The organism is Streptomyces sp. Sge12 (genome assembly GCF_002080455.1).
Taxonomy (GTDB): Bacteria; Actinomycetota; Actinomycetes; order Streptomycetales; family Streptomycetaceae; genus Streptomyces.
The window spans coordinates 4,148,420-4,173,605 of sequence record NZ_CP020555.1 but is presented as its reverse complement, the minus strand read 5'-3'; the positions used below and the strand labels follow the sequence as shown (position 1 = coordinate 4,173,605).

At 71.0% G+C, this 25,186-nt stretch carries 23 protein-coding genes and 1 pseudogene; 16 read left to right on the top strand and 8 right to left on the bottom strand.

What is annotated here, in order from left to right:
• Positions 1-50: 50 nt before the first annotated feature.
• Complete coding sequence (locus B6R96_RS18600; RefSeq protein ID WP_081522994.1) at positions 51-956, bottom strand: LysR family transcriptional regulator; 906 nt, start codon at positions 954-956, stop codon at positions 51-53.
• An 88-nt stretch (positions 957-1,044) separates the two neighbouring features.
• Entirely contained in the window at positions 1,045-2,568 is a 1,524-nt protein-coding gene (locus B6R96_RS18595) for a S1C family serine protease (RefSeq protein ID WP_081522993.1), read from the bottom strand.
• Positions 2,569-2,819: 251 nt separating this feature from the next.
• Here B6R96_RS18595 and B6R96_RS18590 point away from each other — a divergent pair, with 251 nt between their 5' ends.
• The 3 genes and pseudogenes from B6R96_RS18590 (at position 2,820) to B6R96_RS18580 (ending at position 5,525) form a co-directional block, all read left to right on the top strand.
• Positions 2,820-3,608: a glycerophosphodiester phosphodiesterase gene (locus tag B6R96_RS18590; protein WP_203351737.1), complete on the top strand. Its 789-nt coding sequence runs from the start codon at positions 2,820-2,822 to the stop codon at positions 3,606-3,608.
• Between the two features lie 59 nt (positions 3,609-3,667).
• Positions 3,668-4,305 (top strand): annotated as a pseudogene (locus tag B6R96_RS18585) (ATP-binding protein).
• Between the two features lie 245 nt (positions 4,306-4,550).
• Positions 4,551-5,525 carry a DUF5926 family protein gene (locus B6R96_RS18580; protein ID WP_030384003.1) on the top strand — a complete coding sequence of 325 codons (975 nt, stop codon included), beginning with the start codon at positions 4,551-4,553 and terminating at the stop codon, positions 5,523-5,525.
• A gap of 180 nt (positions 5,526-5,705) precedes the next feature.
• On the opposite strand, the gene B6R96_RS18575 is transcribed toward B6R96_RS18580, so the two are convergent.
• Together B6R96_RS18575 and B6R96_RS18570 are read right to left on the bottom strand one after the other, a co-directional pair.
• Positions 5,706-6,269, bottom strand: a complete 564-nt coding sequence (locus tag B6R96_RS18575; RefSeq protein ID WP_053701275.1) for a hypothetical protein — start codon at positions 6,267-6,269, stop codon at positions 5,706-5,708.
• Between the two features lie 109 nt (positions 6,270-6,378).
• On the bottom strand, positions 6,379-7,107 hold the full coding sequence (locus B6R96_RS18570; protein WP_053701274.1) for a bifunctional DNA primase/polymerase: 729 nt from the start codon (positions 7,105-7,107) through the stop codon (positions 6,379-6,381).
• A gap of 396 nt (positions 7,108-7,503) precedes the next feature.
• Between B6R96_RS18570 and B6R96_RS18565 the strand changes: the two genes are divergently transcribed.
• Together B6R96_RS18565 and B6R96_RS18560 are read left to right on the top strand one after the other, a co-directional pair.
• Positions 7,504-9,057: a PP2C family protein-serine/threonine phosphatase gene (locus B6R96_RS18565; protein ID WP_078971752.1), complete on the top strand. Its 1,554-nt coding sequence runs from the start codon at positions 7,504-7,506 to the stop codon at positions 9,055-9,057.
• Positions 9,058-9,176: 119 nt separating this feature from the next.
• On the top strand, positions 9,177-10,643 hold the full coding sequence (locus B6R96_RS18560) for an aminopeptidase P family protein (protein ID WP_053701272.1): 1,467 nt from the start codon (positions 9,177-9,179) through the stop codon (positions 10,641-10,643).
• Between the two features lie 60 nt (positions 10,644-10,703).
• Here the strand turns inward: B6R96_RS18560 and B6R96_RS18555 are convergent, their stop codons facing one another.
• A complete protein-coding gene (locus B6R96_RS18555) occupies positions 10,704-11,147 on the bottom strand; it encodes an ATP-binding protein (RefSeq protein WP_030383998.1) in 444 nt (147 codons plus the stop codon).
• 200 nt (positions 11,148-11,347) lie between these two features.
• On the opposite strand from B6R96_RS18555, the gene B6R96_RS18550 reads away from it, so the two are divergent.
• From B6R96_RS18550 to B6R96_RS18510, 9 genes are all read left to right on the top strand, one after another.
• On the top strand, positions 11,348-12,190 hold the full coding sequence (locus B6R96_RS18550) for a hypothetical protein (protein ID WP_081522991.1): 843 nt from the start codon (positions 11,348-11,350) through the stop codon (positions 12,188-12,190).
• A 109-nt stretch (positions 12,191-12,299) separates the two neighbouring features.
• Positions 12,300-13,025 carry a YcnI family copper-binding membrane protein gene (locus B6R96_RS18545; protein ID WP_081522990.1) on the top strand — a complete coding sequence of 242 codons (726 nt, stop codon included), beginning with the start codon at positions 12,300-12,302 and terminating at the stop codon, positions 13,023-13,025.
• 71 nt (positions 13,026-13,096) lie between these two features.
• Entirely contained in the window at positions 13,097-13,750 is a 654-nt protein-coding gene (locus B6R96_RS18540; RefSeq protein ID WP_053701269.1) for an SCO family protein, read from the top strand.
• Entirely contained in the window at positions 13,747-14,232 is a 486-nt protein-coding gene (locus B6R96_RS18535; protein ID WP_030383994.1) for a copper chaperone PCu(A)C, read from the top strand. The genes B6R96_RS18540 and B6R96_RS18535 overlap by 4 nt, the downstream gene beginning before the upstream one ends.
• 22 nt (positions 14,233-14,254) lie before the next feature.
• On the top strand, positions 14,255-16,309 hold the full coding sequence (locus B6R96_RS18530; RefSeq protein WP_081522989.1) for a copper resistance CopC/CopD family protein: 2,055 nt from the start codon (positions 14,255-14,257) through the stop codon (positions 16,307-16,309).
• Complete coding sequence (gene efeB, locus B6R96_RS18525) at positions 16,234-17,592, top strand: iron uptake transporter deferrochelatase/peroxidase subunit (RefSeq protein ID WP_081522988.1); 1,359 nt, start codon at positions 16,234-16,236, stop codon at positions 17,590-17,592. The genes B6R96_RS18530 and efeB overlap by 76 nt, the downstream gene beginning before the upstream one ends.
• 42 nt (positions 17,593-17,634) lie before the next feature.
• Positions 17,635-18,570, top strand: a complete 936-nt coding sequence (gene pheA, locus B6R96_RS18520; protein ID WP_053167514.1) for a prephenate dehydratase — start codon at positions 17,635-17,637, stop codon at positions 18,568-18,570.
• Between the two features lie 526 nt (positions 18,571-19,096).
• Positions 19,097-20,374: a serine--tRNA ligase gene (gene serS / locus B6R96_RS18515; protein WP_081522987.1), complete on the top strand. Its 1,278-nt coding sequence runs from the start codon at positions 19,097-19,099 to the stop codon at positions 20,372-20,374.
• Positions 20,371-21,183, top strand: coding sequence for an HAD family hydrolase (locus tag B6R96_RS18510; protein WP_053701264.1), 813 nt, complete (start codon positions 20,371-20,373; stop codon positions 21,181-21,183). The genes serS and B6R96_RS18510 overlap by 4 nt, the downstream gene beginning before the upstream one ends.
• A gap of 137 nt (positions 21,184-21,320) precedes the next feature.
• Here the strand turns inward: B6R96_RS18510 and B6R96_RS18505 are convergent, their stop codons facing one another.
• The gene (locus tag B6R96_RS18505; protein ID WP_159396340.1) at positions 21,321-21,863 is read right to left on the bottom strand and encodes a hypothetical protein; all 543 of its coding nucleotides are present in this window, start codon (positions 21,861-21,863) and stop codon (positions 21,321-21,323) included.
• Between the two features lie 162 nt (positions 21,864-22,025).
• Between B6R96_RS18505 and B6R96_RS18500 the strand changes: the two genes are divergently transcribed.
• Together B6R96_RS18500 and B6R96_RS18495 are read left to right on the top strand one after the other, a co-directional pair.
• Positions 22,026-23,018, top strand: a complete 993-nt coding sequence (locus B6R96_RS18500) for a sensor histidine kinase (RefSeq protein ID WP_081522986.1) — start codon at positions 22,026-22,028, stop codon at positions 23,016-23,018.
• A gap of 10 nt (positions 23,019-23,028) precedes the next feature.
• Positions 23,029-23,685, top strand: coding sequence for a response regulator (locus B6R96_RS18495; RefSeq protein ID WP_081522985.1), 657 nt, complete (start codon positions 23,029-23,031; stop codon positions 23,683-23,685).
• 51 nt (positions 23,686-23,736) lie between these two features.
• On the opposite strand, the gene B6R96_RS18490 is transcribed toward B6R96_RS18495, so the two are convergent.
• Positions 23,737-24,372: a rhomboid-like protein gene (locus B6R96_RS18490; RefSeq protein ID WP_053701262.1), complete on the bottom strand. Its 636-nt coding sequence runs from the start codon at positions 24,370-24,372 to the stop codon at positions 23,737-23,739.
• A gap of 82 nt (positions 24,373-24,454) precedes the next feature.
• Positions 24,455-25,174, bottom strand: coding sequence for an ABC transporter permease (locus tag B6R96_RS18485; protein WP_030383984.1), 720 nt, complete (start codon positions 25,172-25,174; stop codon positions 24,455-24,457).
• Positions 25,175-25,186: the final 12 nt, after the last annotated feature.

The window sequence follows — 25,186 nt, the reverse complement described above, 5'->3', positions numbered from 1 at the left end:
CGTCCAACGACAGTTATGACCTGAAATCCCTAGCAGGGCTTATGGGTTGGTCAGCATCCGACCCGGTTCCCGGCCACCTGCTTCAGCGCGTCCAGCACCACGGCCGTCGCCGGGATCCGCAAGTGGTCCCGGTAGACGTACGCCGCGATGTGCCGGCGAGCGGCGGGCTGGAGGGCTCGCCCGCAGACCCGGCTCAGCGAGAGGGAGGGCAGCACCAGCGCGGGCATCATCGCCACGCCGAGGCCCTGTGCGACCAGGCTCTGCACCACCAGGTTGTCGTCGGTGGCGAACCGGATGTCTGGCACGAACCCCAGCTCCGCGCACTCGTGCAGGAGGTTCGCGCGGCAGCGCGGACAGCCCGCGATCCACCGTTCCTCGGCGAGGTCGGCCAGGTGCACGGCGCGGCGCCGGGCCAGCGGATGCCCGGTGGGAAGCAGCACCGTCAGCTGGTCCTCCAGCAGCCTGACCTCGGCGACCTCATCCGGAATGGCCTCGTGCAGGCCGGGATAGGTGAAGGCCAGGGTGATGTCGCACTCTCCGCGCTCCAGCCGGCGCAGCGACTCGGGGGGCTCCCCCTCCAGCAGTTCCACCTGTATGCCCGGATGGTCCTTGGCCAGGCCGCTCAGGGCTTCGGGTACGAGGGTGACATTGGCGCTGGGGAAGCCGCACAGCCTGACCCGGCCGGTGCGCAGCCGGGCGTACGCCCTCAGCTGGGCCTCGGCGGCGGAGAGGTTGCCGAGGATGGTCTCGGCGTGCCGGGAGAGGGACTCGCCCGCCTCGGTGAGCTGCATCCTTCGGCCCACGCGGGTGAACAGCGGGGTGCCGACGGCGCGTTCGAGCGCCTTCATCTGCTGGGTGATGGCCGGCTGGGTGTAGCCCAGCACGCGGGCGGCGGCCGAGTACGACCCGGAGGCGACCACCGCGTGAAAGGTCCGTATGTGCCGAGAATCGAACACGACCGAAGCATAAGCGGACGTTGGAGGGGCCGTAGGCGATTCCCGCCTACGGCCCCTCCACGTCGGGTCGCCGCCGCGACCGCTGGTGCTACTTGTCGCCGACCCGGGAGCCGAGCGTGATGTCGACCGTGGTCGGCTTGCCGCCGCGCAGGTAGGTCAGCTTCACGGTGTCGCCGGGCTTGTACGTCCAGATCATGCTGATCAGGGTCGGGCCGCTGTCGACCGGCTTGCCGCCGAACTCGGTGATGACATCGCCCGGCTTCAGGCCCGCCTTGCCGGCGGGGCCGTTCGGGTCGACCAGCTCGTTGGCGGCCGCGCCCTGCTCGGAGATCTTGGCGCCCTCGGACTTGGCCTGGAGGTCCACGGAGACCGAGATCACCGGGTAGACCGGCTTGCCCGTCTTGATCAGCGATTCGGCGACGTTCTTCGCCTGGTTGACCGGGATGGCGAAGCCGAGGCCGATGGAGCCGGCCTGGCCGCCGCCGAAGCCGCCGTTGCCGGCCGACTGGATCGCGGAGTTGATACCGATCACCGCGCCGCGTCCGTCGAGCAGCGGGCCGCCGGAGTTGCCCGGGTTGATCGAGGCGTCCGTCTGGAGGGCGCTCATGTACGAGTTCTTGCTGCCGGTGCCGTCACCGGAGGCGACCGGGCGGTTCTTGGCGCTCACGATGCCGGTGGTGACCGTGTTCGACAGGCCGAAGGGGGCGCCGATCGCGATGGTCGAGTCGCCGACCGCGACCTTGTCGGAGTCGCCGAGCGGCAGCGGTTTGAGGCCGGCCGGCGGGTTCTTCAGCTTGAGGACGGCGACGTCGTAGCCCTGGGCGCGGCCCACGACCTCGGCGTCGTACCGCTTGCCGTCGGAGAACGTCGCGAAGAGCTTGCCGCCGTTCGCGGCCGAGGCCACGACGTGGTTGTTGGTGAGGATGTGGCCCTGCTGGTCGTAGACGAAGCCGGTGCCGGTGCCGCCCTCGCCGTCGCCGGCCGAGGCCTCGATGGTGACCACGCTGGGCAGGGCGCCCGCGGCCAGGCCGGCAATGGAGCCCGCTTCGCGCTTGATGTCCTTGGGGGTCGCGGCGCTGATGGTGGTGGAGCCGGTGCCGTTGTTGCTGCGCTCGGCGGCCCAGTAGCCGACGCCACCGCCGATACCGCCCGCGAGGAGGGCCGCCACCAGCACGCCCGCCACGAGGCCGCCCTTGCCCTTCGGCTTCGGTCCGTGGGCGCCGTCGGCGGCCGGGGGAGCACCCCAGGCACCGCCGCCATGGCCACCCGCTCCGTACGCCGGCACGGTCGGCGGCGGGGGCGGCCAGCCCTCGGCTCCGTGCGCGGCCGGGGCCTGGGGCTGGCCGTACGCGGGGGCGTGACCCTGGCCGTACGCCGGGGCGTGGCCCTCGCCGTAGGCCGGGGCCGGCGGGGCGGCCGGGGGCGCCGCTGCGGGCGGGATCTGCTGGGTGGGCTCGGTACCGGGGGCCGGAGTCGGCGGCAGCTGCTGGGTCACCGGCTCGGGGACGGCGGGCGCGGGGGCCGCATCCTGCGTCTCGGAGGCCGGAGCAGGGGGTGCGGACGGGGCCGCGGGGGGTGTCGGGGCCGCGGTGCCCTCGTTCTCGGTGCTCACAGCGCTCTCTCCTCGTCACACACGGCTTCGGAAAATTCTCTGGCGATATCGGTCCGACTGAACGTTCGACGTGCCGCACAAGTTCCTGGGCAAAGCCTTTCCCATGACCCGTCAGAGCACTGTAAGCCGGACCTGTGCATCTCATCCCATTCTTTATATCCGACATTTCGGATGCACTCATGGGGCCGATGTGTGCCCGAGCCCGGCGCCCGGGGACCTCTCGGTGGCACCATGACCCGGTGACCCACGCAATGCCGCGCACCATCCAGGTCGTCGCCCACCGCGGCGCCTCGGAGGATGCCCCCGAGCACACCCTGGCCGCCTACCGCAAGGCCATCGAGGATGGCGCCGACGGCCTCGAATGCGATGTCCGGCTGACCGCGGACGGCCATCTGGTCCTGGTCCACGACCGCCGGGTGAACCGCACCTCGAACGGCCGCGGCGCCGTCTCCGCCCTGGAGCTGGCCGATCTCGCCGCCCTCGACTTCGGCTCCTGGAAGGACCGCGAGGAGTCCCCCGACTGGGACGCGGACCCCGAGCGCACCTCGGTCCTCACCCTGGAGCGCCTGCTGGAGCTGGTCTCCGACGCCGGACGGCCGGTGCAGCTGGCGATCGAGACGAAGCATCCGACCCGCTGGGCCGGACAGGTGGAGGAGCGCCTCCTCGTCCTCCTCAAGCGCTTCGGCCTGGACGCCCCGCCCGCCGAGGGGCCTCACCCGGTGCGGGTCATGAGCTTCTCCGCACGCTCCCTGCACCGGATCCGCGCTTCCGCCCCGACGATCCCGACCGTGTACCTGATGCAGTTCATCTCGCCGCGGATGCGGGATGGGCGGCTGCCGGCCGGAGTGACCATCGCCGGCCCCGGCATGCGGATCGTGCGCAACCATCCCGGTTTCATCCACAAGCTCCAGGGCGCCGGCCACTCCGTGCACGTATGGACAGTGAACGAGCCGGCAGACGTTCAGCTCTGCGCTGATCTGGGCGTGGAGGCCATCATCACGAACAGACCCCGCCAAGTTCTGTCCCAACTCGGGCGCTGACATCCCGATTTGCACACCCACCACCCCTGGCACGCCAGTAACAGGGTGTGCTCCGGCGCATCCGCTCCGCATTTGGCCAGCATGAATGCGTCAGAGGGGCGCGCTTCGGACTCCTTCGGCGGTTTCCGGTCCAGGCCATTGGGGCATCCAGACCATGCGTGGGGCTAAGGAGGTTCCGGGGGTGGCGTTGGTGGTGGCACAAGAAGTGCCCACGTCGTCGTGCATGGACGTACGCCATGGTCCTGCGGGCGTGGGCGAGGCGAGACACCGGATGCGCGAGCAACTGCGTATCAGCGGTGTGCCCGAATCGGTCGTGGACGATGCCGTACTGATCCTTTCCGAACTGCTCAGCAACGCCTGTCGACACGGCAGGCCCCTGGGCTCTCGGGAAGTCGGGGACGGGGAGATACGCGCCGCCTGGCGCGTCGACAGAGCGGGACGACTGACGGTCGAGGTCACGGACGGCGGCGGGCCCACCCGCCCGGTCCCGGCCACGCCCTCGGTCACCGCACGGGGCGGCCGGGGGCTGAACATCATCAGCGCCCTGGCCCAGGACTGGGGTGTCCGGGACGGAGCGGCGGGTGAGGTCACCGTGTGGGTGATCGTTGCCTGTGGGCCCCGGCACGAGGATTTCGCTACGCGCGTTGCGCCCCCGGCGATCGACTTCAGCACGGCGTTCGACGACCTCGATCCCTGAGCCGGGATCGACGACCGCACGACCGCACGACCGAGCGTCCGCACAGAAGCACGACAGCACCGGCTCGACAGCACAGCAGGACAGCTCGACAGCTCGACAGCAGTACCGGTTCATCCGCACAGGCGGCCGTCCGGGAGCGCACGCCGACCGTGCTCCCGGCCGCACCCAACCGGTTCCGGCGGTACGAACGGCTAGGCTCGCGCCCAGACACGACGCCGTACCGCCGCAACCGGGAGACACGCACGATGGCCAAGAAGCGCCCCGCAGCCAAGACCGCAAAGCCGCAGCTCAACAACGGTGAGATCCCCGTCGTGGGCGCCCGCGAGCCCTGCCCCTGCGGGTCCGGCCGCCGCTACAAGGCCTGCCACGGCGCGGCCGCCGCGCACGCCGTCACCGAGCACGTGCAGCGACCCTTCGAGGGCCTGCCGGGCGAGTGCGACTGGGTCGCCCTGCGCGAGCTCGTGCCCGCAGCCACCGTTCCGCTGTCCCTCAAGGGCGGTCTGCCCGAGGGCGTGCCCTCCGTGACCCTGGTGACCGTACTGCCCATGGCCTGGCCGGCGCTGCGCCGCGAGGACGGGTCCGTCCTCCTCGGCCTGCAGAACGACTCCTCCTCCGGCGACCTCGGCCGCGACATGGCCGACACCCTGGAGCGTGCCCTCGTGGCGGAGCCGGGTACGCCGGTTGCCGCCCGCCGGGTTCCGGCCGAGGGTCCCCGACTTCAGGATCTCCTGGACTCCGACGGCGGTTTCGAGCCGGTTGTGCACAGCGGGTTCGAATTCTGGATTCCGGAATCCGAGAGCGCCCAGAGCGCCTCGCCGGAGATCGCCGCCTCGCTGGAGCGCGCCAACGCGGCCGCCATTCCCACCGTCAAGCTGACCGGCGTGGACGCCGCCTACTGGTGCGAGACCCCGGACAAGAACCACCTGCGCTGGGTCATGCCGCACCCCGAGGAGAAGCTGCTCGACGCCCTCGCGCGGCTGCACGCGGCCGGCACCTCCTCGCTCGGCGAGGGCACGAAGCTCGTCGGCTCCTTCCGCGCGCACGGCCTGATGGTCCCCGTCTGGGACCTGCCCACGGGGGTCACGGCCGACGACGTCGAGAAGCCCGCGGCGGAGTTCGCGGAGCGGCTGGCCGGGGCTCTGGCCACGGACGCCCCGCTGACCACGGAGGAGCGCCGGGCACGTGGCGGACTCACCAACCGCCAGGTGACCCTCAGCTGACCGGGCGCACGCGCGGAGCCGGTGACCGGAGTCACAACTCCCGCTAATCGTCTGCAAATCGGTGTCTGAATATCGGAGATCGAATTTGCGAACAGGCGATCTCTTGTTACCGTTCTTGTAGCCCGGTCGCTGGTGCATCCCCCGTCGCCAGCGACCGGGCCCTTGATTTTCAGGGTGCGGTCAACCGTCACCCGGTGCCGGTGAGTTGCTCCCGGACCTCAAGAGCAGTTCCCCTTCATCATCCGGAACTGCAAACTCCGCTACGGCCGAGTAACCCTCCGGCTCTCCGACCGAGACCTCCTTCGGCGTCTCGCACAGACCCGGCTCGTCGCCCGCTCCCACCGCGCAGCGGATCTGGACCGTGCGCCCGGCCGGCCCCATCATCGTCAGCACCGCATCGAGTGCGCGGCCACTCGTGTTCCGGTAGTAACTCCGGCCCCACGTCCGGCCGTCACCCACCAGGACGCAGGTCTGCGCCTCCACGCCGTGCGGCGAGGACAGTTCGGGACCGCAGCGGGAATCCGTACGCGGCTGCTCGGCCGGACCGGGCTGCTGCGGGCCGCCCGCCGGCGCCGAGTCCGCGGGGGACGTGCGGGAGCGGTCCGAAAGCCCGAGCGCCGAGAACAGGCCGCCGCCCTTTCCGTCGCCCTGACCGGCAAAATCCGGCCCGGCGATCGCTCCGGCGAGCGGGAGCGACAAGATGATCAGCACACCGGCGCCGATACCGATCAGGCGGAGATTCATTCGCCGAAGATAGCGAGGCGGGAAAGGGGCACGGAGATCCCCGCGCCCAATTCCCTTGGAAACTCGTCCCGCTGGCACCCGTACGAGTGATCCTCCGGAGTACCGCAGCTCAGTAGGCGAGCCTGCTGCCTCCGCCGGGCGCACCGCTGCTGGCCTCGACCAGAGCGTCCACGACCGCCTCGACCTCGGGCAACCAGAGACTTACCGCACCTCGCGCCCCTGACGGGCGCCACTCCGCGCGGGGCTCCCGTTCCCAGCGCACCTGGCCGCCGCTGGAGGCTGCGGAGGGCGGCAGCAACAGGTAGCCGCCCTCGCCGTGGAAGCGCAGCGAGGAAGGCACATGATCCTTCGCGTACAGGAGTTCGCCGAGCCGCTCCAGCGAGTACGGCGCCACCATCAGCGCCCAGCGGGTGGGCGTGGCCACGACCGGCCCGAGCCGCATGCCCTGGGCGTCCAGTCGCACGAGGGCACGCGCGGCCGCGCCGGCCGGCAGGCTCACCGCGCACGGCGCGGCCCCGCCGGTGGCCATCAGGACGGGAGCGGTGGGCCGGTTGGTCCACCACCAGGCCACCATCCGGGGATCGGTGGTGGCGGCGAGCAGTCCGGGGTCGAAGGGATGTGCGCCGGGGACGACGCAGTCGGGGTCGGGGCAGGCGCATCGGGCTCCGTCGGTGCCCGACCGGCCTACGCCGGGCAGGACGGGCCATTGCCAGGTGGTGGCGCAGACGAGCGCCGCGTCGAGCAGGGCGGACGTACCGCCGCTCTGTCCCGGGTCGGGGCGCAGGGATTGAAAGCGATCGCGGAGCCGCTGGAGACGCCTTCCGAGGATCTCGCGCATGTGCGCTCGTTCCTTTCCGTTGAACGCCGAGGGCCACATCACACCATGTAACCGGTGTCTCACCACACGTACAGGTTTCGCGTCACTGTCCGCCAGAAGCAGGTTCACACGGTTCGTGCAGATTTCTTACGGGTCCATCAAACGTCCCGCGGGGGTGGAGCGCGACCCGCGCCGACCGCCGCGTCCGGGTGCCGCCGCTAAGGACGACGGCCCGTGCCGAGCGGTTCCCGGCGGCGCCAACTGCCCCCGGGCATCTACGAGTACGTACCCGACCCCCTGAGGAGCCCGCTCAGTCGATCGCAAAAACCGACTGCTTCCAGCTTTTTCCGGCCAAGTTCTAGCCTTGGCTCGACGGTGAGTTGCCGTCCCACGGACACCAGGATTCCCACCTGGGCAATGCTGGACATGCATCCACGTGTGCGTGTAGATGTGGATTCCTTGATGGCGGCGCAGCACGGTCTGGGGGTTTGCGATGCTATTCGGCGAATCGCACCAGGTGGAAAGGCGGACGCCATGAGCGCCCCGCATCTGCCGAAAGTGGCTGGAATCGATCCAGCAGTCACCGTGTCACCGCACACTGCGGCGCCCACGCCCGCCCGGACCACCCCCGCACCGGCCCCTCCGCCCGGCCCGGGCAGTGTCATCCAGGACCGCCTGGCGGGCATGGTCTCGGATCTCACCACCCTGCACGAGCTCACCGAGCGCCTCGCCCGCGCCACTGACCTCGACACATCCCTGCGCGAGTTCCTGCGCGCCGGCGCCTCGCTCGTCGGCGCCCGCCGCGGCCTGATCGTCCTGGAACCCTCCGACGGACTCGGCCCGACCAGCACGATCGGCCTCGGGCTCGGCCACGCGGAGCTCGGCCACATCGAGACCGTGCCGCGCAGCGCCACCTCCTACGGGCGGATCCTCGACGGTCTGCCCGACGCCCAGGGCGGCTCCGAGTTCCTCCCCGAACCGGACGCGCCCCCCGGCACCGGGGGGTTCGCCGCCCCTGTCGACCCACGCCACCGGGAGGTCGCCGCCCGCCTCGGCTACGCCGCCAGCTACGCGCTCCCCCTGACCGCCGAGGCCACCGGCCGGCTCGGCGCGGCCGTCTGGCTCTACGACGAGCAGGCCGAGCCGAGCGACCGCCAGCGCGACCTCGCCGGGCTGTACGTGCGGCACGCCGCCGAGCACCTGGCCCGGATGCTGGAGGTGGAGCGCTCCCGCTCCCACCTGGCCACCGTCGCCGAGGAACTCCTGCCGAGCCGGCTCCCGCGGATCCCCGGGGTACAGCTCGCGGCCCGCCACCACGCGGGACCGCGCGGCGGCGGCGACTGGTACGACGCGCTGCCGCTGCCCGAGGGGGCCCTGGGGCTGGCCGTCGGCTCCGTCACCGGATCCGGGCCGAGCGCCGTCGCCGCGATGGGCCGGCTGCGCGCATCGCTGCGCGCCTACGCCGTCATGGAGGGCGAGGACCCCGTAGCGGTCCTGTCCGACCTCGAGCTGTTGCTGCGCCTGACCGAGCCCGCCCGCTCCGCCACCGCGCTCTTCGCCTACTGCGAGCCCACCGCGGGGTCGCAGTCGGGAGGCCGCGGCAGCAAGATCATCCTGGCTGGTGCCGGGCACACCCCGCCGCTGTTGATCGGCGAGCACCGCACCGAGTACGTGGAGACCTCGCTCTCCGCGCCGCTCGGCATGCTGTCCTGCTGGGAGGCGCCGAGCGTGGAGATCGAACCTGCTCCCGGAGAAACGGTGCTTCTCTACACCGACGGGTTGCTCCACCACACGGGCGACCCGATGGACAGGGCCTACGCCCGGCTCCACGCCGCGGCCGCGGGGGCACCCCGCAGCGCCCGCGACGACCCGGCGGCCCTGTGCGAGCACATCCTGCGGACCGTACTGCCCGGCGGGGAGCCGACCGAGGCCCCCGAGGACATCGTGCTGCTCGCCGCCCGCTTCGAATGATGCCCGCAGCATGTTCCGAATCGTGACGGACGGCACGATTCAGAACAGCCCTCTCCGTACACGCATACGATGGATACGGTCCACACCCAGGTCCGTACCGTCGTAGCTGAGGAGAAGACGTGGCTGACGAGCTCACCCCGGAGACCCCGGAAGAAGAGCAGCCCAAGAAGACGCACAAGCAGCGCAAGAACGGTCTGTACCCGGGCGTCAGCGACGAACTCGCAGAGAACATGCGCACCGGCTGGGCCGACACCGAGCTGCACGGACTGGAGCCGATCGCCCAGGCCACGCACACCCTCGCCCGCCGCGACGCGCTGTCGAGGCGCTTCCCGGGCGAGCGCCTCGTCGTCCCCGCGGGCCGTCTGAAGACCCGCTCGAACGACACCGAGTACCCCTTCCGCGCCTCGACCGAGTACGCCTACCTCACGGGCGACCAGACCGAGAACGGCGTCCTGGTCCTGGAGCCCACCGGGCCGAACGGGCACACCGCCACGATCTACCTGCTGCCGCGCTCCGACCGGGAGAACGGCGAGTTCTGGCTGTCCGGCCAGGGCGAGCTGTGGGTCGGCCGCCGCCACTCCCTCGCCGAGGCCGAGCAGCTCCTGGGCATCCCCGCGAAGGACGTCCGCGAGCTCGCCGAGGCCCTCACCGAGGCCGAGGGCCCGGTCCGCGTCGTGCGCGGACACGACACGGTCATCGAGTCCGCCCTCACCGACAAGGTGACCAAGGAGCGCGACGAGGAGCTGCGCGTCTACCTCTCCGAGGCCCGCGCCGTGAAGGACTCCTTCGAGATCGGCGAGCTGCAGAAGGCCGTGGACTCGACCGTCCGCGGCTTCGAGGACGTCGTGAAGGTCCTGGACAAGGCCGAGGCCACGTCCGAGCGCTACATCGAGGGCACCTTCTTCCTGCGCGCCCGCGTCGAGGGCAACGACATCGGCTACGGCTCCATCTGCGCCGCCGGCCCGCACGCCTGCACCCTGCACTGGGTCCGCAACGACGGCGACGTCCGCTCCGGCGACCTGCTGCTGCTCGACGCCGGTGTGGAGACCCACAGCCTCTACACCGCCGACGTCACGCGCACGCTGCCCATCAACGGCACGTACAGCGACATCCAGCGCAAGATCTACGACGCCGTGTACGAGTCCCAGGAAGCCGGCATCGCCGCGGTGAAGCCGGGTGCCAAGTTCCGCGACTTCCACGACGCCTCCCAGCACGTGCTGGCCGAGAAGCTCGTCGAGTGGGGCCTGCTGGAGGGACCGGTCGAGCGGGTCCTGGAGCTGGGCCTGCAGCGCCGCTGGACCCTGCACGGCACCGGTCACATGCTCGGCATGGACGTCCACGACTGCGCCGCCGCCCGCCGCGAGGCGTACGTCGACGGGACGCTGGAGCCGGGCATGTGCCTGACGGTCGAGCCCGGACTGTACTTCCAGGCCGACGACCTGACCGTGCCCGAGGAGTACCGCGGCATCGGCGTCCGGATCGAGGACGACATCCTCGTCACCGAGGACGGCAACCGGAACCTGTCGGCCGGACTGCCCCGTACCTCCGGCGACGTCGAAGCCTGGATGGCCGCCCTGAAGGGCTGACGTCCGCGCGTCGTACATCGGTGGGCGGGATCCCGTACGGGGTCCCGCCCATCGGCGTTCCTACGACACCTTCAGCAGCGCGTCGTCGCGCCACTTCAGCATCTTGTCGAAGCTCACCACGGCGCCCCGGCCCGGCCGGTTGCGGAAGCGGACGTGGTCGGCGAGCTCGGCGATCAGGTGCAGGCCCCGGCCGTGTTCGGCCAGGGAGGGTCTGCGGCGGGCCACCGTCGCGGGCGGGAACCCCGGACCGGAGTCGGTCACCTCGATGCGGCAGCGGTCCCCGTCCAGATAGGCCGTGACGTGGTACGCCTCGGCATCGTCCGGGATTTCGCCACCTCCGCCATGCTCCACCGCGTTCGCACACGCCTCGCTCAGCGCCACCGAGAGATCGAAGGAGATGTCCGGATCCACCCCCGCGGTCTCCATAGTCCCCAGCAGCAGTCGCCTGGCGAGCGGCACGCTCGCGGCTTCGCGCCTCAAGTGGAGAGACCACCAGATGCTCATACGGTTACCTATTGCCGCCCGCGAGGGGGCGTAAGCGCCCTGCGACCGTCCGAGACGTCAATACGCCCATTCGGCCGATGTGACTTTCCCGAGGAGCGGTGTATGCGGCGGACCCGGATGCTCCGTGCAGAGAGGACTCATGCGGACCTTCCGGACCTGCCGTATGAAGGGTCCAGGGGCAGTGCGATGATGACCCGGCCATGTCTGACCCCCACGCGACGCACGCCGGAGCCGGCCTCCGGCTGATTCGGGCCGCGGTGTTCACCGCGGTCTGTGTCGTGCTGTCCGCGACCGGGCACGCCCTGGCATCCTGCGCGACCGTGCCCTGGTGGTCCCTCTGCCTCGGCTTCCTCGCCGTCTTCGCGGTCGCCGCCCCGCTCGCCGGACGCCGGCGCAGCCTGCCGGGCCTCGCCGCCGCGCTCGCCGCCGGACAGCTCGGCCTGCACGCGCTGTTCGGCGTCGGCCAGCACGGCGCCGCAGCCGCGCAGGCACCGGCCGACGCCGCCGACGTCCCGCTCGCGGAGCTCGCCGCACGGCTGGTCTGCGGGGGCAACTCCGTACCGCTCAGCCAGGCCGATGCCCGGCAGATCCTGGAGGCCGCAGGCCTGGACCCGGCCGCCCTCGCCGAGCAGGCGGGACAGGCCGGGCAGGTCGCACAGGTCGTGGCGCAGGGGCACGGCGCACACGCCCATGTGGCCCAGGCCGTCACCACCGCACCCGCGACCGGTCTGTTCAGCCCGGCCATGCTGGCCGGTCACCTGCTGGCCGCTCTCGCCGCGGGCTGGCTGCTCGGCCGCGGGGACGCCGCACTCTTCCGACTCGTCGAGCTGTCCCGGCGTTCCGCCGAAGCGGCCCCGATCCGGCCGCTGCGCGCCGCGCTGGCGTTCGTACGCGCCCTCGGCGCCGGGCTCCCGGGTACGGCGGCCCGTACCCCGCGGGCCCTGCGGACCGGGTCGGATCCCGCCCTCTCGACCGGCCGGGAAGCACTCCAGCACACGGTGATCCGGCGCGGGCCGCCCGTGGCGCTCACCCTCGCAGCCTGACGCGGCAACCTCCTTCCCGACACTGATCGGGGGCACGGGTGCCGCGAAATCTCCGCGCGCGCCCGTGCGCGGAGCACCGCCATCACTGCTTCCGTGGAGTGTTCCTGCCATGAAGACCTCTCGCGTCTCCATCGCCGCCGCCATCGCCGCCGGTTCCGTCCTCCTCCTCTCCGGCCCTGCCTTCGCCCACGTCGGCGTGCAGCCCGTCGGCGAGGCCGCCAAGGGCGGCTACGCGACGCTCAACTTCAAGGTCCCCAACGAGCGGGACAATGCGTCGACCACCCAGCTGGAGGTCAACTTCCCGGTCGACCAGCCGCTCAGCTCCGTGATGCCGCAGGACGTTCCCGGCTGGACCGTGACGGTCGAGAAGAGCAAGCTCGCCACGCCGCTGACGGTGCACGGCAAGCAGATCAACGAGGCCGTCACCAAGGTGACCTGGTCCGGCGGCAAGATCGAGCCCGGGAAGTTCCAGCAGTTCCCGCTCTCCGTGGGCAAGCTGCCCGAGAACGCCGACCAGATGGTCTTCAAGTCCATCCAGACGTACGACAACGGTGAGGTCGTCCGCTGGATCGAGGAGGCCAAGGAAGGCGCAGCGGAGCCGCAGAACCCCGCACCCGTCCTGAAGCTGACCGCCCCCAAGGGGGACGACCACCACGACAGCGGTGCCAAGGCCGACGGGGCGAAGAACGCCGACAAGGACGCCGAGCACGGCCACGACAAGGCCGCCTCCGAGCACGGCTCCGACACCACCGCGCGCGTCCTCGGCATCGCCGGCATCGTCGTCGGACTCGGTGGCGTCGCCTTCGGCATCGCCTCGCGCCGCCGCTCCGCCTGACCTGACGCGCCCGATGGGCGCAGTCGCACCGATACGTCCGTAGCACCCCCCGATCCCAGGGACATTTCTCCATGCGCACCACACGTGTGACGGTCGCCGCGCTGCTCGCGGCGGCCGCACTCACGCTCACCGCCTGCGGCGGTGAACCCGCCAAGACGAGCGGCGTCACCCAGATCTCCGGCGGCCAGAACAACGCCAAGGCCGCGACCGTGCTGGACCGCCCCTTCGGCAAGCCCGAACTCGTCCTCACGGACACCACCGGCAAGCCGTGGAACCTGCGCGAGCAGACCAAGGGCAAGCCGACCCTCATCTACTTCGGCTACACCCACTGCCCCGACGTGTGCCCGCTGACGATGAGCAACATCGCCGTCGCCAAGAAGGCGCTCCCCCAGGCCGACCAGGACAACCTGCGGGTCGTCTTCGTCACCACGGACCCCGAGAGGGACACTCCCGAGTCCCTCGGCGCGTGGCTCAAGGCGCAGGACCCCTCCTTCGTCGGACTCACCGGGGACTTCGCGACCATCCAGGCCGCGGCCCGCACGCTCGGCATCGGCATCGACGCCGCCACGAAGGACGCCAACGGCAACGTCATCTCCATGCACGGCGCCCAGGTCATCGCGTTCTCGCCCAAGACCGACGAGGGCTACGTCCTCTACGGCGAGGGCACCACCGTCGACGACTACGCCAAGGACCTGCCGAAGCTCGTCAAGGGAGAGAACCCGTGAACGCCCGCACCACCCGCACCCTCGCCGTCGCCCTCTCCCTGACGGCAGCACTCGCCATATCCGGCTGCTCCGGCTCCGACGAGTCCGAGCCGAAGATGACCGTCAGCGGCGCCTTCATGCCCCAGCCCGTGAACGACAAGATGGCCGGCGGGTTCCTGGTCATCAAGAACGGCTCCGGGGCCGCCGACAAGCTCACCGGCGCCACCTCCCCGCTCTCCGACGATCTCCAGATCCACGAGACCAAGGACCAGAAGATGCAGCAGGTCCAGTCGATGGACGTGCCGGCCAACGGCGAGCTGCGGCTGGAGCGCGGCGGCAACCACATCATGTTCATGGGGCTCAAGAACACCCCCAAGGTCGGTGACAAGGTCACCGTCGAGCTCCGCTTCGAGAAGGCCGGCCCGGTCAAGGTCGAGCTGGACGTGAAGGACCGGACGTACAACGCGCAGGCTCCGACCTCTACGGCCGGCAACGGCCACTGACGGACCGAGGAACTGACACGCCATGACGGCCACCGCCCCCGCCCCCTCCACGGCCCGCGCCCGTGCCACGGCACTCCTGCCACGGCTCGCGCTGGTCCTCGCAGCTCTGCTGGCAACCCTGTTCACCGCGGCCTCCCCGGCCACGGCGCACGCCGCACTCACCGCGAGCGACCCCAAGGACGGGGCGGTGGTCGCCACGGCCCCCGCCCAGGTCACCCTGTCCTTCTCGGAGCAGGTGGCCATGGGTGACGACTCCATCCGCGTCCTGGACCCCCAGGGCAAGCGCGTGGACACCGGCGAGCTGCGCGACATGTGCAGCGGCAACACCGTGCGGTACGGCACCGCGCTGCACACCGGCCTGCCGAACGGCACCTACACGGTCGCCTGGCAGGCCGTGTCGGCCGACAGCCATCCGATCTCGGGCGCCTTCACCTTCTCCATCGGGGCGCCCTCGGCCACCGACGTCTCCCTCCCCACCGCGCAGGCGGGCGGCGGCCCCGTGGGGATCGCCTACGGGATCGCCCGCTACCTCTCCTACGCCGGGTTCACCGTGCTCGTGGGTGGCGCCGCCTTCATCCTGCTGTGCTGGCGCCGGGGTGCCGCCGAGCGGTCGCTGCAGAAGCTGGTCGTGCGCGCCTGGGTCACCCTGACCGCCGCCACCCTCGCGATGCTGGTGCTCCGGACCCCGTACACGGGCTCCGGCAACTTCTCCGACGTCTTCGACCTCGACGGGCTCCGGGCCGTGCTGGAGACCAAGACCGGAGCCTCGCTGGTCTCCCGGCTGCTCCTGCTGGGTGCGGCCGCCCTCTTCGTCGCCGTCCTCCTCGGCGTGTACGCGCGCCGCGTGGCGGGCGGCGGACCCGACGAGTCGGACGGGTACCGGACCGGGGACACGGAAGCGTCCGACGCGTCCGACGGAACTGAAGAGGCCGGAAAGCCGGACGGCACCAGCGATCTCACCTTCGGTCTGGCCATGGGCGGCGCTGTCGTCGCCGGCGGTATCGCCGCCACCTGGGCTCTCTCCGAGCACGCCTCCACCGGTATCCAGCCCGGTATAGCCATGCCGGCCGACATCCTGCACCTGATGGCCGTGGCCACCTGGCTCGGTGGTCTCGCCGCGCTGCTGGTCGCCCTCCACAAGGTTCCCGGGATCGAACGCGCGGCTGTCCGGCGCTTCTCCACCGTCGCCTTCGTCAGCGTCCTGGTGCTCGCCGTCACCGGCGTTTACCAGTCCTGGCGCCAGCTCGGCAGCTGGTCCGCTCTCACAGGCACCGACTACGGGCAGCTGCTGCTCCTGAAGGTCGCCCTTGTCGCCGTACTCCTCGGCATTGCCTTCGTCTCCCGCAAGTGGACCGGACGGCTCGCCGACGTCCCCGTTGCCCGTGGGGCAGTCGCCGGGCAGGCCTCGGTCGCTGTTTCACGTGAAACAGCGTCGGACGACGGATCGGAGGTCACCGGCGCCGATGTTTCACGTGAAACAGAGGCCGTGACCGTCCCAGCGGACCCGCAGCGCGCCGCCCAGCTCGCCCGGCAGCGTGCCGCCCGTGAGAGCGCCCGGGAGAAGCAGGTACGCGACGCGGACCCGGACCGTGCCGGTCTGCGGCGCTCCGTTCTCGCCGAGGCTGCCATCGCCGTGATCCTGCTCGCCGTCACCACCGTGCTCACCAGCACCGAGCCCGGACGGGCCGCGGAGCAGGAGACGGGCCGCGGCTCCAGCTCCACCGCCGTCCCCGATCGCGCCGTCAAGATCACCCTGCCGTTCGACACCGGCGGCCCGAACGGCAAGGGGTCCGTCCGGCTCGAACTCGATCCCGGACGGGTCGGCGCCAACACCCTGCACCTCTGGTCCGACTCCGCGGACGGCACGCCGCTCGACCTTCCCGAGATCAAGGTGGCCTTCACGCTTCCCGCCAAGGACATCGGCCCCCTGCCGCTCGTCCCCGAGCAGGCGGCGCCCGGGCACTGGACCGCGTCCGGGGTTCAGCTGCCGCTCGCCGGTGAATGGCGCATCGACGTGACCGTCCGTACCTCCGACATCGACCAGACCACCGTCCAGAAGACCGTGAAGATCGGCTGACCAGCGTGACCGAGAGCAACCCCGACATCGAGATCTCCCGGCGCAGGCTGCTGGGCACCGTCAGCGCCGCAGGCGCCGTCGGGATCGCCCTGGGAGGCACCGGCGGCGCCCTCGCGCACTCCGCGCTCACGGGCCCCGGGAACGGCTCCGCCTCGGGCGCGGCCGGAAGCCTGACCTCCCTCGGTGCCACCAGGGTGGCCTTCCACGGGGACCATCAGGCCGGTATCACCAACCCGCTCCAGGCCAAGGGCCACCTCGTCGCCTTCGACCTTGCCGCCGGAGCGGGCCGCACGGAGGCCGCCGCGCTGCTGCGGCGCTGGTCCGAGACCGCTCGCCGGCTGATGGCGGGCGAGCCGGCCGCGACCGCCGACAGCGGGATCGCCCTCGACGCCGGCCCGTCGTCCCTCACCGTCACCTTCGGCTTCGGCCATTCCTTCTTCGAGCGCACCGGCCTCACCGCCCGCCGCCCCGCCGCCCTCGACCCGCTGCCGGCCTTCTCCTCGGACCGGCTCGACGACCGGCGCAGCCACGGCGACCTGTGGGTGCAGATCGGCGCCAACGACGGGCTCGTGGCCTTCCACGCCCTGCGTGCCCTGCAGAAGGACGCCGGGGAGGCCGCCCGCATCCGCTGGCAGATGAACGGCTTCAACCGGTCTCCCGGCGCCACCGGCACCCCGATGACCGCCCGCAACCTGATGGGGCAGATCGACGGCACCGGCAACCCGAAGCCCTCGGAGCCCGACTTCGACAAGCGGATCTTCGTACCCGCCGCGGGCCCCGGACCGGCCGAGCACGCCTGGATGGGCGGGGGCTCGTACGCCGTGGTCCGGCGTATCCGCATGCTCCTCGACGACTGGGACAAGCAGTCCCTCGCCCAGCAGGAACAGGTCATCGGCCGTACCAAGGCCACCGGCGCCCCCCTGACGGGTGGCGGTGAGACCACCGAAATGGCGCTCGACAAGCTCGGAGCCGACGGCACGCCCGTCATCCCGTCCAACGCCCACGCCCGGATCTCCGCCCCCGAGCAGAACGGCGGGGCCGCCATGCTGCGGCGCCCCTTCTCCTTCCACGACGGGATCGGCGCGGACGGCGCTCCCGACGCCGGGCTCCTCTTCATCTGCTGGCAGGCCGACCCGCTGCGCGGATTCGTACCCGTCCAGCGCAAGCTCGACCGCGGCGACGCGCTGTCGGAATTCATCCGGCACGAGTCCAGCGGCCTGTACGCGGTTCCGCCCGGCCCCCGCAGCGACGAGTACGTGGGGCAGCGGCTGCTCGAAGGATGAACAGCAACCCGGTGGGCGGCACCCCGGCATTAGGCTGATCGCATGTCAGCCACCCGCTTCACGTATCTCGGTCCCGAGGGCACTTTCACCGAGGCCGCCCTGCGCACCCTGCCGGAAGCCGCGACCCGGGAACTCGTCCCGATGGTGTCGGTCCCGGCCGCCCTGGACGCCGTGCGCAACGGCGAGGCGGCCGCTGCCCTGGTCCCGATCGAGAACTCGGTGGAGGGCGGGGTCACCGCCACCCTCGACGAGCTGGCCTCGGGCGAACCGCTGATGATCTACCGCGAGGTGCTGCTGCCGATCGCCTTCGCGCTGCTCGTACGGCCCGGGACCGCCCTGTCGGACGTCAAGACCGTCACCGGGCACCCGGTCGCCCAGCCGCAGGTGCGCAACTGGCTGCGGGCGAACCTGCCCGACGCGATGTGGGAGTCGGCCGCCTCGAACGCCGACGGCGCCCGGCTGGTCCAGGAGGGCCGCTTCGACGCCGCCTTCGCGGGCGAGTTCGCCGCCACCACCTACGGACTCGTTCCGCTGGTGACCGAGATCCACGACGCGGAGAACGCCGAGACCCGTTTCGTGCTGGTGGGACGCCCCGCGCGGCCTGCCGCGCCGACCGGCGCCGACAAGACCTCCGTCGTCCTCTGGCTCGGCGACGACCACCCCGGTGCGCTGCTGGAGCTCCTCCAGGAGTTCGCGGTCCGCGGGGTGAACCTGATGTTGATCCAGTCCCGTCCGACCGGACAGGGCATCGGCAACTACTGCTTCGCGGTGGACGCCGAGGGCCACATCTCCGACCGGCGGGTCAGCGAGGCGCTCATGGGGCTCAAGCGGACGTGCCCGCAGGTCCGCTTCCTCGGGTCCTACCCGCGGGCCGGTGTTGCGCAGAGTGACGTGCGCGCCCCTCGGGCCGGCACCACCGACGGCGACTTCACGGCCGCTTCCGACTGGCTGGGGCGTTGCCTCGACGGTCGGGCGTAGGGCGTCGTCCACTGTCCACAGAGTTATCCACAGGCCGAGATGGGGACCTGGGGACAAGTCGACAGAACAGCCCGACAAGGTCGACAAATCGTCCGGGTGGCTCAGGTTTCGCTCTGGGGAGCGGAAGGTGAACGGTGTCACCTCCGCATCACCGATCAACTCTTTGGGGCGAGCCATTCCCACCCGAATGAGTGTGTGAGGGTGGTTTGAGCCCTGATTCGACCTGACCACCCACCGATCAGGAATGATCTATTCCTGTGTCCACAGATGCAGCACACAGCCTGTGGATAAGATCCGGCTGGGGACAATTCCTGTGGACAAGAACCCCCTCCGCCCCTGCTCAGAGCCTGCTCCGCCGTCGGCATTCTGCCCCTTTTCGGCGAATGGGACCGCTTTTATTGACGCCCCGAGAAGGACTACTTCCGGTCAGTCGCCAAGACTTATCCATTCGTTGCAATTAGGACATAGCGACACGCAGCGTGATATCGGTGTGATCCCCGGAACCCCAGCCCGGTAGCCTGGAGGGGTGATTGACCTCCGGCTGCTCCGTGAAGACCCTGACCGTGTCCGCGCCTCGCAGCGCGCTCGTGGAGAGGACGTCGAGCTCGTCGACGCCCTGCTCTCCGCGGACGAGCGCCGCAGGTCCTCTGGCATGCGCTTCGACGACCTGCGCAATGAGCAGAAGTCGCTCGGCAAGCTCATCCCGAAGGCCTCCCCGGAGGAGCGGGCGGATCTGCTGAAGAAGGCCGAGCAGCTCAAGCAGGACGTCAAGGCGGCCGAGGCCGAGCAGAACGAGGCCGACGAAGCCGCCAAGAGCCTTCTCCTCCAGCTCGGCAACATCGTCCACGAGGACGTCCCGGTCGGCGGCGAGGAGGACTTCACCGTCCTGGAGACGCACGGCACCATCCGCGACTTCGCCGCCGAGGGCTTCGAGCCCAAGGACCACCTGGAGCTCGGCGAGCTCCTGGGTGCCATCGATGTCGAGCGCGGTGCCAAGGTCTCGGGCTCGCGCTTCTACTACCTGACCGGTGTGGGCGCCCTGCTGGAGCTGGCGCTGGTCAACGCCGCGATCGCGCAGGCCACCGAGGCCGGCTTCATCCCGATGCTGACCCCCGCCCTGGTCCGCCCGCGCGCCATGGAGGGCACCGGCTTCCTCGGCCAGGCCGCCGAGAACGTGTACCACCTGGAGAAGGACGACTACTACCTGGTCGGCACCTCCGAGGTCCCGCTCGCCGCGTACCACATGGACGAGATCATCGACGGCGACAAGCTGCCGCTGCGGTACGCCGGCTTCTCCCCGTGCTTCCGCCGCGAGGCCGGTACGTACGGCAAGGACACCCGCGGCATCTTCCGCGTCCACCAGTTCGACAAGGTCGAGATGTTCTCGTACGTCGCGCCGGAGGAGGCCGAGGCCGAGCACCAGCGGCTCCTGGAATGGGAGAAGCAGTGGCTGACCAGCCTGGAGCTGCCGTTCCAGGTGATCGACGTGGCCACCGGTGACCTGGGCGCCTCCGCCTCCCGCAAGTTCGACTGCGAGGCGTGGATCCCCACCCAGGGCAAGTACCGCGAGCTGACCTCGGCCTCGAACTGCGACAGCTTCCAGGCCCGCCGTCTGTCGATCCGCTACCGCGACGGCAAGAAGACGCAGCCGCTGTCCACGCTGAACGGCACCCTGTGCGCCGTACCGCGCACGATCGTCGCGATCCTCGAGAACCACCAGCAGGCCGACGGTTCGGTGCGCGTGCCCCAGGCGCTCCGCCCCTACCTCGGCGGCCGCGAGGTCCTGGAGCCGATCACCAAGTGAGCCCGGCCCCGTTCCCGTACAAGCTCGTCGCGACCGATCTCGACGGCACGCTGCTGCGTGGCGACGACACCGTCTCGGAACGCACCCGTGAAGCGCTCGTCGCGGCCACCGCGGCGGGCGCGGCCCACATCATCGTCACCGGTCGGGCCGTTCCCTGGACCCGGCACGTACTGGACGATCTCGGCTACAAGGGGATCGCCGTCTGCGGGCAGGGCGCGCAGGTCTACGACGCGGGTGCGCACCGGCTGCTGACCTCGGTGACGCTGGACCGGCAGCTCGCCGGTCTGGCGCTGTCGAAGCTGGAGGCCGAGATCGGCCCCCTGGCCCTGGCTGCCAGCCGGGACGGGGTGGACGGCGAGGTGCTGTTCGGGCCCGGTTACCAGGTGCAGGAAGGCCTTCCGGCCATATACCTGGACGACACCAAGGCGCTCTGGACCGCTCCGCTGAACAAGCTCTACATCCAGCACCCGGAGCTGGACGACGACACGCTGGTCAAGGTGGCCCGGGCGACGGTGGGCAGCCTGGTCGACATCGTCATGGCCGGTCCCGGCATCGTCGAGATCCTGCCGCTGGGCCTGACCAAGGCCACGGGCCTGTCGCTGGCCGCGCGCCGGCTGGGGGTCAAGGCGGCGCAGACGATCGCCTTCGGTGACATGCCCAACGACATCCCGATGTTCGGCTGGGCCGCGCACGGGGTGGCGATGGCCAATGCCCATGCGGAGCTCAAGGCCGTGGCCGACGAGGTGACGACCTCCAACGAGGAGGACGGCATCGCCGTGGTGCTGGAGCGTCTGCTGGACGCCGCGTAGCGCGTACGACGGGGGAGAGGTCCGGGGAAGCCCGCGCCGGAAGGCGCGCTCGAAGTGGCTTCCCCGGACCTTTTGTTGCTCCCCGCACCACTCACTCTGCACCTGGGGCAGGTCGCTTACCAGCGAATTTCCGTGCATCAGCCGTGCATCCGGCGGCGGCGCCAGTACGCGACGGTGAGAACGCCCAGCAGCGGACCCCAGAGCAACAGGGGGACGTAGGAGAGGTCGAAGATCCAGCCGGCGAGCCCGGTGGGCGCATCGGGATTCGCCGCGTTGACCTCGCTCCACGTAGAGGCGCCGAGAACCGTGATACCGGTGACTGCGATCGCGCCCAGCGCCGCGGGAACGACGGCCACCAGGGGGTGGAAGCGGCGTCCGCCCAGCAAGGGAACCCAGCGGGGCAGTTCCTCGCCCCACCGCTGGACCAGACCGAGGCTCAACAGGCCCAGGCACTCCTGCAGGACGCTGACGAAGATGAGGACGAGGGACTCGCGGCCCGGGTAGTACGAGTGGTGCAGGTCGCTGCCCGGGCCCCATCCCATGGGGACACCGGCCGCGATCGCGAGCCGCCACGCACAGCTGGGGAGCACGGTCAGTGTGGTGATCCGGGCGAGTCGGCGAAGCCCGGGCGAGACTGCGGGCAGAGCCTGCGATGCGCGAACGACGGTGCGGGGGGTCATCTTCCAAGTCCTGTCCAGGAGGGGCTGGTTGCCGACTCAAGCCTGGTCGGGCGGGCCTGCCGGGACCATCGGCCGATCAGCAGGCCTGTGGCGGCGCCGCGGGGTCCGGCTCTGCCGAACGGCAGATGCTCCGACCCCGCGATCGCTCGTAGGGTCGGCCCCATGACCGTGAACACGCGTGCGCTGTATGCCCCGTTACTGATTGCCGGGTCCGTCGGCGGCCTCCTCGCCGCGTTCCTGGGGGTGCCGGCGGGGTGGGTATTGCTCTGGGTCGGCCTGCTGCTGCCGCTGCTGGCTCTGGTGGCGCGCTTCTCTCCCCTGCGCGCGGGGGCTGTCGCGGCCTCGCTGGGCGTGGCCGCCGTCGCGCTGTGGCCGGTCCCGCTGATGTGGGGGAAGGCCTCGTGGCTGGAGGCCTGCGGGGCGGTGGCGTTCTGGGCGTTGCCCGCGCTCGGGGCCCTGGCCGCCGGAGGCCATCTGCGCCGGCAGGCGAGCCAGATGCGGCAGGCCGTCCGGGACGGCCGACGTGATCAGCAGCTGGAACTGGCGCGGGATCTCCACGACTTCGTGGCGCACGATGTGAGCGCCATCGTGGTCCAGGCCCAGGCGGCCAGGTTCGTGGCGGACAAGGACCCCGAGCACGCGCTCCGGGCACTGGAGCGGATCGAGGCCGCGGGGCTGGGCGCGCTCGCCTCCATGGACCGGACGGTGCACGCCCTGCGGGAGGCGGCAGGCGCGCAGTCCGCCTCGGTCCCCGGGACCTCGGAGCTCGCGGGGCTGGTGGAGCGGTTCGAGGGCGGGGTGCTGGAGGCCGATCCGGCGGCCGTCCGGGAGCTGTCGCGGGAGGCGGACACCACCGCGTACCGGGTCGCGGTGGAGGCCCTGACGAACGTACGCCGGCACGCGCCGGGAGCGGCGGTGGTACGGGTGCGCCTGCACCGGGCCGCGGAGGGAATCGAGCTCAGCGTGGCCAACTCGGCGCCGGCCCGGGGCCCGAGCGCACTGCTGGGGCTGCGCAAGCGGGGCGGAGGAACCGGGCTGGCCGGTCTGCGCGGCAGGGTGGAGGCGGCGGGCGGGACGCTGCGGGCCGGGGCGAGCGCCGACGGCGGGTGGCGGGTCTGTGCCGTTTTCCCGGCGCGGGGACACTCCCTCGGGTGATCATGGCGGCGTGACCACTCGCATCCTGATAGCCGACGACCAAGAGGACATCCGCAGCGGTTTCCGGCTGATCCTCGATTCGCAGCCGGACATGACCGTGGTGGGGGAGGCGGCGGACGGCGAGAGCGCGCTGGCGCTGGCCCGGGAGCTGCGGCCGGACGTGGTGCTGGCGGACATCCGGATGCCGCGGCTCGACGGGCTGGAGGTGACCCGGCTGCTGGCTCCGCAGACGCGGGTGGTGGTGGTGACCACCTTCGACCTGGACGAGTACGTGCACACCGCGCTGCGCAACGGCGCCTGCGGCTTTCTGCTCAAGCGGTCCGGGCCGGCGCTGCTGATCGAGGGCGTGCGGGCGGCGATGGCCGGGGACACGCTGATCAGCCCGCAGATCACGGTGCGGCTGCTCAGCCGGCTGACGCAGGCGGGTCCGGTCGCCCGCCCCGCGGCGCATCCGCTGACGGAGCGGGAGGTGGACATCGTGCAGCTGGTGGCGCGCGGTCTGACCAACGCGGAGATCGGCGCGGAGCTGTTCATCAGTGCGGGAACGGCCAAGACCCACATCGCGAACGTCCAGGCCAAGCTGGGGGCCCGCAACCGGGTCGGCATCGCCGCCTGGGCGTGGGAGCACGGCATCGCGAAGACGGAGACGGAGACGGACACCCCTTAGCCGCCCCCGCCCCAGGAACCCGTGGAGCCCGTGGAGCTCCGGAGCTGCTCGTCATGTTTCACGTGAAACAACGTTGCGGGTGAGCGGCCAGGCGAGCAGGCCGACGGCGAGCGCGATGGCGTGCCCGAGGTCCGTGAAGGTGCCGCCGGTGACCAGAGGGATCCCGAAGAAGGCGAGTACTCCCGCCAGGTAGAGCCATTTCCAGGGGCCGGGCATCCGGTAGGTGAGGACACCGATGGAGGCCGCGAGACCGTAGCTGACGCCGATGTCGACGACGTGGGTCATGCTGTGCGGGGCCCGGTGGTGCTGGATGGCCGTCAGGAGGACCTTCTGGCTGACCAGGGTGGCGACGACATGGGCGGTCGCGACGATCAGGAACCAGCGCGGGGTGCCGAGCCAGCGCTCGACGGGAGCGTGGAACAGCTCGAAGAGCACGGCGTAGAGGGCCAGCGAGGCCGGGTTGGCGATCCAGAACCCGCTGCTGACGAGCGCCCGGACGGGGTATTTGACGAGCTGGGTGATGTTGCTGCTGTTGCGGTGCAGCAGGACCCGGTCGACCTGGTCGGGCGCGATCGCGACGATGATGCTGGTGATGGCGATGATCAGCAGCCAGATGTGCGTTCCGGGCGAGGAGCGTATCCAGGACCGCAGTGGCCTGGACGGCTCCGGCTCGGTGTGCTCGACCATGCACCGATGATGACGCGTGAACCTGTGCCCCGCCCGGCCGGTGGGCCGGGCGGGGCACAGGTTCACGGATTCCGCGGCGGACCTACTCCTCGCCGGCCAGGGTGAGGCGGCGGAGCTTCTGTCCTGCGTAGACGGTGGCTCCGACGGTGACCGCGCAGAGCAGGATCACGGCGGTGGGCAGGCCGACGGTGGCGTCGACGTACCCGTTGCCGGCGACCTTCTCGGCGACGGACAGGGCCCACTGCTGGACGCTGAGGGTCTTGGCCCCGGAGACCAGGCTGCCGAAGAGCGACTCCCAGATCAGGGCGTAGACCAGGCCGAAGACGACCGCGTGCCGGCTGACGGTGCCGAGCAGCAGGAACAGCGCGCTGTAGGCGATCGAGGCCACGAGGGCGGCGATCGTGTAGGCGACGGCGATCTGCTGGCCGTTCCCGTTGAGGATGAATCCGGCGATCAGGGTGGGGATCGCGGAGAAGGCCATCGTGACGGCGATCGCCACGATCAGCTTGGTCATGATGATCTTCGGGCGCTTCACCGGCTTGGCGAGCAGGTAGACGATGGAGCCGTCGTCGATCTCGGGCCCGATGGCTCCGGTGCCGGCGATGACACCGATCAGCGGAACCATGGTGGCGAGGGCGAAGCCCCCGAGGAGGTCGGCCGCGACCTTGTCGTCCACGCCGACGAAGGCACGGACGACGAGAGCGATGACGATCAGCAGGGCGGGCAGCGCGAGAAGGATCAGCGCGCGGCGCCGGCCGAGCAGGGCCCGGTAGGTGAGCCGGGCAACGGTGGGTTCGTACATGGGTGCCAGCTC